Genomic DNA, 13,297 nt, shown 5'->3' on the forward strand with positions numbered 1-13,297 from the left:
GTCAGGAGGAGGGTGGGTGCACCGCGCGCCAGTGCTCGGCGATGTCGATTCGCTTGGCCACCCACACCTTGTCGTGAGACTGAACGTGATCGAGAAAACGCTCGAGGGCGGCGATACGAGCCGGTCTGCCCACAAGCCTGCAGTGCAGTCCGACCGAGAGCATCTTGGGGCTGCCGTTCTCCCCCTCGGCGTACAGCACGTCGAACGCGTCCCGTAGATGCGCGTAGAACTCGTCCCCGGTCGAGAACCCTCCCGGCGACGCGAATCTCATGTCGTTGGTGTCGAGGGTGTACGGCACCACCAGATGATCGACGACCTCGGAGCCACGAGAGACCTTCTCCCAGTAGGGAAGATCGTCGGCGTAGGAATCCGAGTCGTACACGAAGCCGCCGTGCTCGACGACGAGCGACCGGGTGTTCGGAGAGTCACGCCCGGTGTACCACCCGAGCGGGGCCGAGCCGGTGAGGCCCTGAAGGATGGCCACGGCCTCGGCCATGTGCTCACGCTCGACGTTCTCGTCGATCTGCTGATAGGACAGCCACCGCAGACCGTGGCAGGCGATCTCGTGGCCCAATTCCGCAAGCGCGGCAACCACTTCCGGGTTTCGTTCCATGGCCTTGGCGACAGCGAACACCGTCAGGGGTAGGTCGCGCTTCTCGAACGCCCGCAGCACCCGCCACACGCCTGCCCTCGAGCCGTACTCGTACAGCGACTCCATGCTCATGTGCCGGTTCGGAAAGGCTTGCGCCCCGATCATTTCCGAGAGGAACGTCTCGGATTTGGTGTCACCGTCGAGGACGTTGTTCTCCGCACCCTCCTCGTAGTTGAGGACGAACTGAACGGCGATGTTGGCCTGACCCGGCCACTGGGCGTGCGGCGGCGTGCGGCCGTACCCCACCATGTCTCGGGGGTAGCTCAGCGGAAACTGGGTCAGTGGATGCGGAAGGCGCTCGGACGTCACCGCCGCAGTCTCTCACCGAAGTCGGCAGTCGCGCCGGATGAGCACACAACCCTGATGGCTACGACGGGCGGTCGTATGCCAATATTGTCCGAACGCGGCAGGCTCGACGCCTCGTGAAGGACGACTTCGAGAATTCATCACCCGAGAGGACCGACCGGTGGCAAATACCGAACTGGAATCCGCTTCGTACGACCCGGTCGTCGATACCCGCAACGAGGTGCCGGACGTGCCGTCCGCCGAGTGGGGGTGGAGTGGTGAATCGAATCGCGCGATGCGGGTGGCCGCCATCGTCGTCGCCGTGTTCCTGCTGTTCATGATGATCGGCAACCACACCGGCAAGGTCGAGGATCTGTGGTTGGTCGGATTCGCCGCGATGTTGGTCGGGCTCGTGGTGCGAGACGTCATCGTCCGCCGCAAGCCCCGCTAGCAACCGAGTCAGTTCTCTGCTGCCAGCTGACCGCACGCTGCGGCGATCTCCTGACCGCGGGTGTCCCGGACGGTGCACGAGACGCCCTGCGCAATCACCCGTCGGACGAACTCTCGCTCCACCGGCTTCGGGCTGGCGTCCCATTCGCTACCCGGAGTCGGATTGAGTGGGATCAGGTTCACGTGAACTCGTGAGCCGAGTGCCTTGTGCAGCTTCTTGCCCAGCATGTCTGCTCGCCACGGCTGGTCGTTGACTTCTCGGATCATCGCGTACTCGATCGAGACACGACGACCGGTCTGGTCTGCGTAGTACCTTGCCGCCGACAACACCTCAGCCACCGACCAACGGTTGTTCACAGGAACCAGCGTGTCGCGTAGCTCGTCGTCGGGCGTGTGCAACGACACCGCCAACGTCACCGACAGTCCCTCGTCGGCCAGCTTGCGGATTGCCGGTGCCAGACCGACCGTCGACACCGTCACCGAGCGCTGCGAGAGACCGAGTCCGTCGGGTGCGGGCGAGACGATCTTGCGCACCGCGGAGACGACCCTCTTGTAGTTCGCCAGGGGCTCGCCCATCCCCATGAAGACCACGTTCGACAGTCGACCTTCGCCCCCGTGGACCACGCCGTCGCGCAGGTCGGCTGCAGCCGAACGGACCTGGTCGACGATCTCGGCCGTCGACAGGTTCCTCGTCAGACCTGCTTGGCCGGTCGCGCAGAAGGGACAGGCCATTCCGCAGCCGGCCTGGCTGGAGATGCACAGGGTGGCCCGATCCGGGTACCGCATCAGAACGCTCTCGAGCAAGGTCCCGTCGTTGGCCTTCCACAGGGTCTTGCGAGTGTCACCGTCATCACATGCCAGGTGCTTGATCGGCGTCAGCAACGTGGGAAAGAGATCGGCACCGACCTTTTCGCGGGCCTCGGCCGGCAGATCGGTCATCTTGGTGGTGTCGGCCTCGAGGCGCCCGTAGTAGTGCCGGGCCAGCTGATCGGCGCGAAACGCAGGTAGACCGAGCGCCTTCACCGCATCCCGCAGACCCTCTTTGTCCAGGTCGGCGAGGTGGCGCGACGGCATACCGCGACGCGGCGCAGTGAAGACCAAGGGAAGATTGGGCCTCTTCTGCTCGGTCGACGTGTTCGTTGCCTCGACGGAGTCGCTCATACTCCACCCCACATCTTTCGGTGACACTGCATTCCACCATTGTCCACCCCATCGCCTCGCAGTCCTATTCGCGACTGTTTCCGTCCGTTATCCGATGGGTATCGAGGTCGTGGCCGGATGCACGTGCATTCGGCCTTTACGTGCGGAAGGATCATCGACATGGCCACCAGAGCTGACGACAATCACGAGACATCGCTGGACAAATCGGGCGCAGCGCACCCCGGCGAGCACAGCGCCTCGGGCGACCTCGCTCCGATCACGACTCCGGATTCGGACGGCCATTCCGCTCCCGATCCCGAGTTCGTTCCCGAGCGACAGGCTGCCGCTCCGACCGATATCGCCCACACTCGCACCGCCGCCCTGTGGACCGGCCTGGTGGTCGGAGCTGTGGTCCTGGTGATCCTGCTGGTGTTCATCGTGCAGAATCTCGACTCCGTCACGGTCCAGATCTTCGCGTGGCAGCTCGATCTGCCCCTCGGCATCAGCATGTTGCTGGCCGCGATCGCCGGCGCGCTGGTGATGGCAATGGTGGGCGGCGCTCGAATCCTTCAGGTGCGACGTTCCGCCAAGAAGAAGTAGCGCCACTCGTGAACACTATGTACAGAAGCTGGCGCTGATTCACTGAATCGATCAGGCTTGGGGTGCCCCACTTCACTCGAGGAGCATGACGTGACAACTTTCATGGAGACACCTGTGGCATCCGGCGTCGCCCCGGACCGAGCCCGGTCCTGGCTGCTGGTGCCGGCCACCAAGCCCGAGACCTTCGGCGACGCCGTAGCGTCGGAAGTCGATGCCGTCATCCTCGACATCGAGGACGCAGTCGCTCCGGCCAAGAAGCCGGCCGCGCGCGAGGCCGTCGTGCAGTGGCTCGGCGAAGGAAACTCTGCGTGGGTGCGCATCAACGATGCAACGACCCCGTATTGGGCCGATGACCTCGCCGCGTTGTCCGGTCTGCCCGGACTGGTCGGCGTCATGCTCGCGAAGACCGAGAGTGGCGGTCAGGTCGAGGCCACAGCTGCTCGCCTGGCACCAGGCACTCCGATCCTGGCACTGGTCGAGTCCGCGATAGGCCTCGAAGCCGCGACGGAGATCGCCCGTGCAGAGTCGACCTTCCGTCTCGCTTTCGGCAGTGGCGACTTCCGCCGCGACACGGGTATGAGCGACGACCCGCTGGCTATGGCGTACCCCCGTTCGCGCCTCGTCGTCTCCTCACGCGCAGCGCGCATCCCGGGACCGATCGACGGACCGACGCTGACCGCCAACGACAGCATCCTCGGACGCGACGCAGCTCTGACCCTGTCGATGGGCATGACGGGCAAGTTGTGCATGCACTCGGAGCAGGCTGCCATCGTCAACCGCGAGCTCGCCCCGTCACCGACGGATGTGTCGTGGGCCCGTGACGTCATCGATGCCCTCGGTGCCGACGGAGCACACGTCAAGGACGGAAGCGACCTGCCCCGCCTGGCGAAGGCGCTCAAGATCAACGAGCTGGCCGAGATCTTCGGGATTTCCGCCGCCTCCTGAGACCACCTGGGGTCGAGGTGCGTTCGGCGAAAGGCCTATCGGCTCGTTAACGCAGCTCGATTCCGGTCGGTTTGTACCGGACGTGGACTCGATACCGCACGTCGAACGAGACACCGTCCACCGACTTCACGGCCTCACGTGCGACGCGTGGGCCGAACTCGATTCCCAGCACATCGCGCAGCATGCGCCGATTCGGAAACGACCATCTCGTGTCGACGCGGGCGAGTGCGAAACCCTGTGCCTCGAAGAACGCCTCGACTGTTGCCGGGTCGTAATGCGGCAGATCGGCCCGCATCCAATCCCCGTACGGCGACGCGGTCGCGTCCAGATCCACGACGACCAACGCCCCTCCCGGCCCGAGCACGCGCATGGCGTCGACGATTCCCGGCCCGCAGCCCGGTCCGAAGAAGTACGCGGTGCGCGCATGGACGATGTCCACGGTGCCGTCGTCGATCGGGAGGGAATCCGCCTGCGCGGTCTTCACCTCGACATTCGGTAGGTTCGCGACTCGCAGTCTCGCCGCAGCAGCGAGTGGTTCGTGCGGCTCGACGCCTATCACCCGGTCCGCGTCGGCCGCGAACACCGGAAGATGAAAGCCGCTTCCGCAACCGACGTCGACGACCGTCTTGGCCGTCCAGTCCGCCACCGAACGGATCGCGTCGAACAGAGCACCGTCGACGTCCTGAGCACGGTTCTCCGCCTCGTACAGGTGTGGCCAGTTCCAGATGTTCGGGCTGGGAATCACCCCGGTGACTTCGCTGCGCACGCCCGAGAGCAGTCTGCTCAGAGGAGAACGGTGAAGACGAGCCATGCCACGAAAGCCGAGGGCAACAGCGAATCGAGCCTGTCCATGATGCCGCCGTGGCCGGGCAGCAGGGTGCCCATGTCCTTGATGCGGAGGTCACGCTTGACCTGCGACTCGATCAGATCACCCAACGTGCCGGTCACCACCAGAACCACGCCGAGAAGGATGCCGATCATCGAGTTGGCCTCGAGGATGAGCGTCACCGTCAGCAGACATCCGATGATGCAGAAGATGAGCGAACCGGCGAGCCCCTCCCAGGACTTCTTCGGGCTGATGGCGGGTGCCATCGGGTGCTTTCCGAACAACACACCCGCGATGTAGCCGCCGATGTCCGAGCACACGACGCCGATGACGAACACCAGGATGCGGCCTGCGCCGTTGTCCTGCAGCACCATCAGGACGGTGAACGAGGCCAGCAGCGGCAACCAACATGCCACGAGGACGGTGACGGAGAGTTCTTCGAGGTAGTTCTTCGGAGCGGTGCCGAATCCCTGCCGCAGCAGCAGCCACACCATGCACACCAGGACGGTGCCCACCGCCGCGCTGAGCACACCGACTGCCCCGAACGGCCAGCCGAGCCAGATCATCGCCTGACCGCCGAGGATCAGGGGAATGCGAGGCACGAGGACCCCACCCTCGCGCAGGCGCTTGGACACCTCGTAGGTGGCGACGGCCAACGCGACGGCCACCACGCCGATCCACACGAGCGGCACGAAGACCAGGACAAGAATCAGGCCGATTCCCAACGACCCGCCGACTCCGATCGCGGCAGGAAGATTACGACCTGCCTTGCCCGTCGACTTCGCTGCGGCGACCCCGGACGAGGCAGCGGGCGTACCGCTGCCCTCCTGCCGATCCGGTCCCACCACTGTCGTCATCTCCTCGAAATTCATCGTCATCCGTCGTGAAAAGCTGCTGTCGAGGTCGGGTCAGACCTCCATCAGCTCGCCCTCTTTACGCTTGACGAGTTCGTCCACGGAGGCGGTGTACTTGGCAGTGGTCTTGTCCAGATCGTTCTCGGCGCGGACGACCTCGTCCTCGCCTGCTTCGCCGTCCTTCTGAATGCGCTTGAGCTCTTCCATCGTCTTCCGGCGAACGTTGCGAATCGATACCTTCGCGTCCTCGCCCTTGCCCTTGGCCTGCTTGACGAATTCGCGGCGACGTTCCTCGGTGAGCTGCGGAACTCCGATTCGAATGAGGTTGCCGTCATTGGTGGGATTGACTCCGAGATCGGAGTTGCGAATGGCGGTTTCGATCGGTCCGAGCTGATTGGACTCGTACGGCTTGATGACCACGAGGCGCGCTTCGGGGACGCTGATACTTGCCAGCTGAGTGATCGGTGTCAGAGCACCGTAGTACTCGATGACGATGCGGGAGAACATCCCGGGGTTGGCACGTCCGGTGCGAATCGAGGACAGATCGTCACGTGCAACCGATACGGCCTTTTCCATCTTCTCTTCGGCGTCGAAGAGAGCTTCGTCAATCACGATCTGTCCTCCATCGTCTTCGTCTTCGATTCGCTCACGTCACTGTCGGCAACGATCACGACGTGACCAGCGTGCCGATGTTCTCACCGGAAACGGCGCGAGCGATATTTCCCTGAATCAGCAAATTGAACACCAGCATCGGCATCTGATTGTCCATGCACAGACTGAAGGCCGTCGCATCGGCAACCTTGAGTCCCTGCTCGATGGCCTCGCGGTGCGTGATCGTGTCGAACATGGTTGCATCGGGATCCAGTCGCGGATCGGCCGAATACACGCCGTCGACAGCCTTGGCCATCAACAACACCTCGGCACCGATTTCCAGCGCGCGCTGCGCAGCCGTGGTGTCGGTGGAGAAATACGGCATACCCATGCCGGCTCCGAAGATCACCACGCGCCCCTTCTCCAGATGACGTCGTGCGCGGAGCGGGAGGTACGGCTCTGCTACCTGACCCATCGTGATCGCGGTCTGCACCCTGGTGGCAACGCCTTGCTTTTCCAGAAAGTCCTGCAGTGCAAGACAATTCATGACGGTTCCGAGCATGCCCATGTAGTCCGAACGGGACCTGTCCATGCCGCGCTGCTGAAGTTCGGCACCACGGAAGAAATTGCCACCGCCGATCACCACTGCGACCTGAACCCCGGTGGCCACCACCTCGGCGATCTGTTCGGCAACGTTGTTCACGACATCCGGATCGAGACCGACCTGGCCGCCTCCGAACATCTCCCCACCCAGTTTGAGCATCACGCGTCGGAACCCGGGACGGTCAGGGGCCGGATCGGTCATAGCTCTCCTCGGTACTCGTCGAACACTACGGTTTCCTCTTGGATCATCCTGCCCTATCGAGGCCCGGGTGGTGGACAGGGCTCCGGCCTGCACACCCACCTGCCCCGCGCACGAGCGATGCCGCCCACTCGATGGAATCGAATGAACGGCATCGCTCGACCGAACCGGTGCTCAGACTAGCTGGCACCGACCTCGAACCGTGAGAAACGGGTGATGGTGACGCCGGCCTCGTCGAGAATGGCCTTGACGGTCTTGTTGCCGTCCTGCACCGACTTCTGTTCGGTGAGAACGACGTCCTTGAAGAATCCGTTGACGCGACCTTCGACGATCTTCGGCAGTGCCTGTTCCGGCTTGCCTTCTTCGCGAGCGGTTTCCTCGGCGATGCGACGCTCGGCGGCCACCAGGTCCTCGGGGACCTCGTCGCGCGTGACGTACTTGGCCTTGAGGGCGGCGATCTGCATCGCAGCTGCGCGCGCGGCATCGCCTGCGGCGTCGCCGTCACCGGTGTACTCGACGAGCACGCCCACGGCAGGCGGCAAGTCCGCGCTGCGCTTGTGCAGGTACGTCGCGGTGTTGCCGTCGTAGGACACGACGCGACGAAGCTCGAGCTTCTCGCCGATCTTGGCCGACAGCTCGTTCAAGGCCGTTTCGACAGTCTTGCCGTTGAGGTCGAGCGCCTTGAGAGCATCGACGTCTGCAGGCTTGCCTGCCGCAGCCGTCGCCGCAACGGATGCGGCGAACGTCTGGAACTCGTCGTTCTTGGCCACGAAGTCGGTTTCGGAGTTGATCTCGACGAGCACTCCACCCTCGGCGACGACGAGGCCTTCGGCGGTGTTGCGCTCGGCGCGCTTGCCGACGTCCTTGGCACCCTTGATACGCAGGTACTCGACGGCCTTGTCGTAGTCGCCGTCGTTCTCGGCGAGCGCGTTCTTGCAGTCCATCATTCCGGAGCCGGTGAGCTCACGGAGCCGCTTGACGTCGGCGGCAGTGTAGTTCGCCATCGTGGGCGAGCCTCCTCAAATGTCTGGGTACGTGCGTTGACGAAAAATGCTGTTCTCAGGGCGTGATCGACGGGCTCACTGCGGAGCCGTGCCGACCTCGACCCTGTCATACCGAAGCGGCCCCGGCCCACCCCTGAGGGTGAACCGGGACCGAATTCGATCAAGCCTGAGCGGCCGGTGCTTCTTCTGCTGCCGGTGCTTCTGCTGCCGGGGCATCGGCTGCGGGAGCGTCCGCTGCCGGGGCGTCCGCCGCGGGAGCCTCTGCTGCGGGAGCCTCTGCTGCCGGTGAAGCCTGAGCGAGCTGCTCGAGTTCCCACTCGGCGAGGGGCTCGCCTGCGCCGACCTCGGGCTTGGCGTCGGATGCAGTGTTCTGACCTGCTCGCGCCTGCACGCCCTCGGCGACTGCGGATGCGACGACCTTGGTCAGCAGCGCAGCGGAACGGATCGCGTCGTCGTTACCCGGGATCGGGTAATCGACCACGTCGGGATCGCAGTTGGTGTCGAGGATCGCGATGACCGGGATGTTCAGCTTGCGAGCCTCGGCAACCGCGAGGTGCTCCTTGTTGGTGTCGACGATCCAGATGGCCGACGGAACCTTGGACATGTCCCGGATGCCACCGAGGGTGCGGTCGAGCTTGGTCATCTCACGCGTGAGCATGAGGATTTCCTTCTTGGTGCGTCCCTCGAAGCCACCGGTCTGCTCCATGGCCTCGAGCTCCTTGAGGCGGAGCAGACGCTTGTGCACCGTCTGGAAGTTGGTGAGCATGCCGCCGAGCCAGCGCTGGTTCACGTAGGGCATGCCCACGCGGGTTGCCTCAGCGGCGATGGACTCCTGCGCCTGCTTCTTGGTGCCGACGAACAGAACCGTGCCGTTGTGGGCGACGGTCTCCTTGACGAACTCGTAGGCCTTGTCGATGAAGGTCAGAGTCTGCTGCAAGTCGATGATGTAGATGCCGTTGCGGTCGGTGAAGATGAATCGCTTCATCTTCGGGTTCCAGCGACGGGTCTGGTGTCCGAAGTGTGTGCCGCTGTCGAGCAGCTGCTTCATTGTTACTACAGCCATGGCTGAATAACTCTCTTTCGATGGTGCGGTTGACGCAAAAGGTCGGTGACCTCTGCCCTGGCGCCCGCTGAAGTTGCCGGACCCGACATCACGAAGATCTCAGGACCGCCGACAACCGGTTCTCGTATCGGTGATTCCGCTCGAGGCAGACGATGCGATGACGCGGACGCGCGAAGTCGACCCGTGCACGCACAGGCCGCAAGTGACGAGTGTAGACCTGCCACGGCCCCCGTCATAACCAGGCCCGACTGTCAAGGGATTCCGATGCCTGTGGACAAAGAAACTTCTTGTCCACAAATCGCGTCCTGGTTCGTTCGATCGCTCATATCCACGACATGGTCGACGGGTGAACATCTCTCTCACGCTCCGCGCACTCGCGGTGTGCCTCGTCACCGCGGTAACGCTCTCGACGCCGGTCGCCTCGGCGCAACCAGGCGCATTCGCCTGGCCGCTGCAGCCGAGGCCGCAGGTCGTCACCCCGTTCGACCGTCCCGAGCAGAACTGGCTGCCCGGCCACCGTGGTGTCGACCTCGCCGCCCACGAGGGCCAGTCGGTTCTCGCCGTCGCCGACGGAATCGTGGTCTACGCCGGGTCGGTAGCGGGAAAGCCCGTCGTATCGGTCGATCATCCGGGCGGACTGAGATCGACGTACGAACCGGTGTCGGCGTCGGTTGCCGCCGGCACGCGGGTTCGGCGAGGGACCGTGTTGGGTTCGGTGACATCGGGGCACGAGGGCTGCTCGTCGACGTGCCTTCACTGGGGCATCAGACGGGGCCGCGACTACCTCGATCCCACGGCGACGGTGCGCGCAAGCCCGATCAGGTTGAAACCCCTCGACGAACGACGGCAGATGATGGTCAGCGCTGGGGGCCGGAGTGCCTGCCGGACGCCGCAGGAAAATCGTCGGCCACCATCGCGGCGAGTTCGACGAACGCGCTTCGAGTCTGGGGACGCAACAGGTCGAGGTCGACCACTGCACCCTCGGCCAGGTGCTCGTCGAACGGAATCACCAGCACGGCGCGGCAGCGCTCGAGAAAATGCTGTTGCAGCAAGTTCATGTCCACCGCCGACGAACCCGGGCGAACCGAACTGATCACCACGACGGTCCGCTCCACCAGGTGTCCGTAGCCGTGCAGTTCCAACCAGTCCAACGTCGCCGCAGCACTGCGCGCACCGTCGACTGCAGGCGAGCTGACCAGAACCAGTGCGTTCGCCAGTTGCAGCACCCCGTTCATCGCCGAGTGCATGATCCCGGTACCGCAGTCGGTCAGGATCAGGTTGTAGTACACCTGCAACATGTCGATGACGGCGCGGTAGTCCTCCTCGCCGAACATCTCCGACGCTGCGGGATCGCGCTCGCCTGCCAACACTTCGAGTCGACTCGGTGCCTGCGAGGTGTGCTCGCGGATGTCGGAGTAACGACGAATGTGTGGTGCCGCGGCGAGCAGATCACGCACGGTCGACGACGTCTGCCGCGGAACTCGCTCACCCAGGGTGCCGAAGTCGGGGTTCGCGTCCACGGCGATGACGCAATCTCCGCGCAGCGACGCGAAAGTCGAACCGAGACCCAGCGTGGTCGTCGTCTTGCCGACGCCACCCTTGAGCGACAGAAACGCGATCCGGTAGTCGCCGAGCACCGGCTGCCGAATACGTTCGACCTGGTTTCGGTACCGCTCTTCCGCCGTCGATTCGCCGGGGTTGATGACTCCGCCTGTGAGTCGGTGCACTCCTCGCCGCCAGCCGGAGTTCGACGCTCGCTTGGGACGCTTGAGCAACGAATCCGCGCCCAGATCCTGACTGTTGGGTCGGTAGGCGTTGGGCGCCCCCGACCACGGTTGCGGCGACCACCGATCCGGCTGCGTTCGCGAATCCTCGGTGTGTGGCGGTACCGGCAGGTACCGGTCCGGCTGCGCTGCCGGCGGCCCTGGCTCGAGCGGCACCGGCGGGTTGTACCTCGGCGGCAACGGCTGTCGGTCGCCCGAGTCGGGCGTCTGCCAGGGTGGAGGTTGCCGAGGCGTCGAACGGGGAGTGGACATCGAGCCCGACGATACGGGCCCACTGCCGTTGTCGCGTGCGCTGTCCGATCGACCAGGGGGATTCCGATGGTCGGCGGCAGAGCCGTCACGGACATGCATGGACCACGTCTCCGAAGTACCTTGCGGTCGGTCGCGGTCCACGGTCCCCCGTATTCGGTGTCGTCAGTCGTCCACGACGCTACCAAACGTTGCGCCGCCGACGCTCGGCTCATGCCCGGGGATGAGCCTGATCGTGCACGGCACGCAGCCGTTCCACCGACACGTGTGTGTAGATCTGGGTGGTCGCCAGAGAGGCGTGGCCGAGCAGCTCCTGCACCACCCTCAGATCGGCTCCACCTTCGAGCAAGTGAGTTGCCGCTGTGTGCCGCAGGCCGTGCGGACCGAGGCTGGGACCACCGGGGACGGTGTCGAGTACCTCGTGCACCGCCGTTCTGGCCTGCCGTTGATCGAGCCGTCCACCTCGACGCCCCAGCAGCAATGCGGCACCGGATCGATCCGAGGCCAGTTCGGGTCTGCCGCTGACCAGCCAGTTCTCGACCGCATGCGCTGCCGGCGCACCGTACGGTGCCGAGCGTTCCTTGTTGCCCTTGCCGAGCACACGGATCAAGCGACGCTCGGTGTCCACGTCGTCGATGTCGAGTCCGCACAGCTCCCCCACGCGCACCCCGGTCGCGTACAGCAACTCGACGATGAGCCTGTCCCGCAGCGCGATGGGGTCGAGCTCGGCGGCACCCGATTCGGCCGCGGCCAACGCGTGCTCTGCCTGGCTGTGGCGAAGAACACCGGGCAGCGTACGGTGGCCGGCCGGACCGGCCAGGCGTTCCGCCGGTGCCACCGCCACCGCTCCCACCCGTTCGAGCCACTTCCCGAACGTCCTCGCCGACGAGGTTCGTCTCGCCATCGATGTTCTGGCCGATCCGGCGGCCGAGTGCGTCGCCAACCACGAGCGCACCGCGCGGAGGTCGAGGTCGGCGATGGTCGCATCCGGCGAGGACTCAGCGAAGTGCGCGAGCAGTGAACGAGCATCGGAGACGTAGGCCCGGATGGTGTGCTCGGAACGCTCTCGACCGAGTCGAAGATGTTCGGCGAACTCCTCGACGTGAATGCCGAGGTGAGGCGGCAGCGAATCGGTCATCAGCTCAGCTTGGGCTTTGGCAGGCCGCGCGACAACCGGACACGCCGTTCGGGGTGGGTCGTCGCGGGATCAGGCGTCGACACCGGATTCGGCCTGCGCGAGTTCGCGCTTCCACACTCGGAACGTCTCCTCGGTTCGGCCGCGACGCCAGTAGCCCGAGATCGAGGCCCACTCGGCACCGACCCCTCGCTCCTTACGGATGTAGGGCCGAATGTTGTGCATGACGGCCTGGGCTTCTCCGTGCACGAAGACCTGAGCCTGCCCCGGCAGCCATTCCGTTTCCTTCACCGCTGCAATCAACGGTGCGTTGTCTCCGGCTCGGTCGTCTCCCACCTCGTTCGAGGACGCACCCCGGTGAATCCAGGTCACGTCGACGACAGCGAGCGTCTCCATGTAGATCTCGTCGTGCCTGTCGGCAACTTCGATGAAGACCTTGGCGACGGCATCCTCCGGGAGCGCTTCGACGGCAGCCGAAATCGCCGGAATCGCCGATTCGTCGCCGGCGAAGAGGTGCCAGTCCGCGTCGGGTCGTGGGGCGTACCCACCCGACGGGCCGAAGAACGACATCTCGTCCCCCGGCTTCGCCCGGGTGGCCCACGGCCCGGCGACTCCCTCGTCTCCGTGCACCACGAAGTCGATGGCGATCTCCCGAGCGCGAGTATCGACCGAGCGAACGGTGTACGTGCGCATGATCGGTTCGTCATCGGTCCCGAAGAACAACTTGACGTAGGCGTCGGTCTCGTCGATCGCATCGAAGTCGTCGAAACCGGCCCCACCCAGGTAGACCCGGTGCATGTGCGGGGTGAGCGCTTCGGTGCGCAGGACGGACAGGGTGGTTTTCTTGCGTGGCACTTCTGACCCCTCTTCGAGTGAACGACGCCGACAGCCGATGCGTCGACTAAGCATTACCTAAC

The 13,297-nt window shown here is 64.7% G+C and carries 14 protein-coding genes and 1 pseudogene; 4 read left to right on the forward strand and 11 right to left on the reverse strand.

Annotated features, from left to right (window positions below; genetic code table 11):
• Position 1: 1 nt before the first annotated feature.
• Positions 2–901, reverse strand: a complete 900-nt coding sequence (puuE, locus tag QM590_RS00745) for an allantoinase PuuE (RefSeq protein ID WP_269593730.1) — start codon at positions 899–901, stop codon at positions 2–4.
• Between the two features lie 217 nt (positions 902–1,118).
• Between puuE and QM590_RS00750 the strand changes: the two genes are divergently transcribed.
• Entirely contained in the window at positions 1,119–1,388 is a 270-nt protein-coding gene (locus tag QM590_RS00750) for a DUF2631 domain-containing protein (RefSeq protein WP_149405992.1), read from the forward strand.
• An 8-nt stretch (positions 1,389–1,396) separates the two neighbouring features.
• Here the strand turns inward: QM590_RS00750 and rlmN are convergent, their stop codons facing one another.
• Positions 1,397–2,548 carry a dual-specificity RNA methyltransferase RlmN gene (gene rlmN, locus QM590_RS00755; protein WP_269593625.1) on the reverse strand — a complete coding sequence of 384 codons (1,152 nt, stop codon included), beginning with the start codon at positions 2,546–2,548 and terminating at the stop codon, positions 1,397–1,399.
• Between the two features lie 159 nt (positions 2,549–2,707).
• On the opposite strand from rlmN, the gene QM590_RS00760 reads away from it, so the two are divergent.
• Positions 2,708–3,127: a LapA family protein gene (locus QM590_RS00760; protein ID WP_094642422.1), complete on the forward strand. Its 420-nt coding sequence runs from the start codon at positions 2,708–2,710 to the stop codon at positions 3,125–3,127.
• A gap of 102 nt (positions 3,128–3,229) precedes the next feature.
• Positions 3,230–4,072: an HpcH/HpaI aldolase/citrate lyase family protein gene (locus QM590_RS00765; protein WP_411741278.1), complete on the forward strand. Its 843-nt coding sequence runs from the start codon at positions 3,230–3,232 to the stop codon at positions 4,070–4,072.
• A 46-nt stretch (positions 4,073–4,118) separates the two neighbouring features.
• Here QM590_RS00765 and QM590_RS00770 read toward each other — a convergent pair whose 3' ends face one another.
• The 6 genes from QM590_RS00770 to rpsB all read right to left on the reverse strand — a co-directional run bounded on the left by QM590_RS00770 (position 4,119) and on the right by rpsB (position 9,212).
• Positions 4,119–4,817: a class I SAM-dependent methyltransferase gene (locus QM590_RS00770; protein ID WP_269593729.1), complete on the reverse strand. Its 699-nt coding sequence runs from the start codon at positions 4,815–4,817 to the stop codon at positions 4,119–4,121.
• Positions 4,818–4,855: 38 nt separating this feature from the next.
• Positions 4,856–5,776: a phosphatidate cytidylyltransferase gene (locus QM590_RS00775; RefSeq protein WP_394855369.1), complete on the reverse strand. Its 921-nt coding sequence runs from the start codon at positions 5,774–5,776 to the stop codon at positions 4,856–4,858.
• Between the two features lie 30 nt (positions 5,777–5,806).
• Positions 5,807–6,364, reverse strand: a complete 558-nt coding sequence (frr, locus tag QM590_RS00780; protein ID WP_037189636.1) for a ribosome recycling factor — start codon at positions 6,362–6,364, stop codon at positions 5,807–5,809.
• A gap of 55 nt (positions 6,365–6,419) precedes the next feature.
• Positions 6,420–7,148 carry a UMP kinase gene (pyrH, locus tag QM590_RS00785; RefSeq protein ID WP_269593623.1) on the reverse strand — a complete coding sequence of 243 codons (729 nt, stop codon included), beginning with the start codon at positions 7,146–7,148 and terminating at the stop codon, positions 6,420–6,422.
• Between the two features lie 176 nt (positions 7,149–7,324).
• Positions 7,325–8,149: a translation elongation factor Ts gene (gene tsf, locus QM590_RS00790; protein WP_037189637.1), complete on the reverse strand. Its 825-nt coding sequence runs from the start codon at positions 8,147–8,149 to the stop codon at positions 7,325–7,327.
• Between the two features lie 160 nt (positions 8,150–8,309).
• A complete protein-coding gene (gene rpsB, locus QM590_RS00795; RefSeq protein WP_269593622.1) occupies positions 8,310–9,212 on the reverse strand; it encodes a 30S ribosomal protein S2 in 903 nt (300 codons plus the stop codon).
• A 346-nt stretch (positions 9,213–9,558) separates the two neighbouring features.
• On the opposite strand from rpsB, the pseudogene QM590_RS00800 reads away from it, so the two are divergent.
• A pseudogene (locus QM590_RS00800) lies at positions 9,559–10,047 on the forward strand (M23 family metallopeptidase); the annotation flags it as partial.
• Positions 10,048–10,069: 22 nt separating this feature from the next.
• Here QM590_RS00800 and QM590_RS00805 read toward each other — a convergent pair.
• The 3 genes from QM590_RS00805 to QM590_RS00815 all read right to left on the reverse strand — a co-directional run bounded on the left by QM590_RS00805 (position 10,070) and on the right by QM590_RS00815 (position 13,235).
• Positions 10,070–11,248, reverse strand: coding sequence for a MinD/ParA family ATP-binding protein (locus QM590_RS00805; RefSeq protein WP_316629671.1), 1,179 nt, complete (start codon positions 11,246–11,248; stop codon positions 10,070–10,072).
• Between the two features lie 208 nt (positions 11,249–11,456).
• Positions 11,457–12,383, reverse strand: a complete 927-nt coding sequence (locus QM590_RS00810; RefSeq protein ID WP_269593621.1) for a tyrosine recombinase XerC — start codon at positions 12,381–12,383, stop codon at positions 11,457–11,459.
• 69 nt (positions 12,384–12,452) lie between these two features.
• Positions 12,453–13,235 (reverse strand): siderophore-interacting protein, encoded by a 783-nt coding sequence (locus QM590_RS00815; RefSeq protein WP_094669808.1) that lies wholly within the window; start codon positions 13,233–13,235, stop codon positions 12,453–12,455.
• Positions 13,236–13,297: the final 62 nt, after the last annotated feature.

Source organism: Rhodococcus sp. IEGM 1372 (genome assembly GCF_030056835.1).
Taxonomy (GTDB): domain Bacteria; phylum Actinomycetota; class Actinomycetes; order Mycobacteriales; family Mycobacteriaceae; genus Rhodococcoides.

Coding starts and splice junctions, on each gene's coding strand:
- puuE (WP_269593730.1), bottom strand. CDS start 901: ATGGTGGGGTACGGCCGCACGCCGCCGCACGCCCAGTGGCCGGGTCAG.
- rlmN (WP_269593625.1), bottom strand. CDS start 2,548: ATGAGCGACTCCGTCGAGGCAACGAACACGTCGACCGAGCAGAAGAGG.
- QM590_RS00760 (WP_094642422.1), top strand. CDS start 2,708: ATGGCCACCAGAGCTGACGACAATCACGAGACATCGCTGGACAAATCG.
- QM590_RS00765 (WP_411741278.1), top strand. CDS start 3,230: ATGGAGACACCTGTGGCATCCGGCGTCGCCCCGGACCGAGCCCGGTCC.
- QM590_RS00775 (WP_394855369.1), bottom strand. CDS start 5,776: ATGACGATGAATTTCGAGGAGATGACGACAGTGGTGGGACCGGATCGG.
- pyrH (WP_269593623.1), bottom strand. CDS start 7,148: ATGACCGATCCGGCCCCTGACCGTCCCGGGTTCCGACGCGTGATGCTC.
- tsf (WP_037189637.1), bottom strand. CDS start 8,149: ATGGCGAACTACACTGCCGCCGACGTCAAGCGGCTCCGTGAGCTCACC.
- rpsB (WP_269593622.1), bottom strand. CDS start 9,212: ATGGCTGTAGTAACAATGAAGCAGCTGCTCGACAGCGGCACACACTTC.
- QM590_RS00805 (WP_316629671.1), bottom strand. CDS start 11,248: ATGTCCACTCCCCGTTCGACGCCTCGGCAACCTCCACCCTGGCAGACG.
- QM590_RS00810 (WP_269593621.1), bottom strand. CDS start 12,383: ATGACCGATTCGCTGCCGCCTCACCTCGGCATTCACGTCGAGGAGTTC.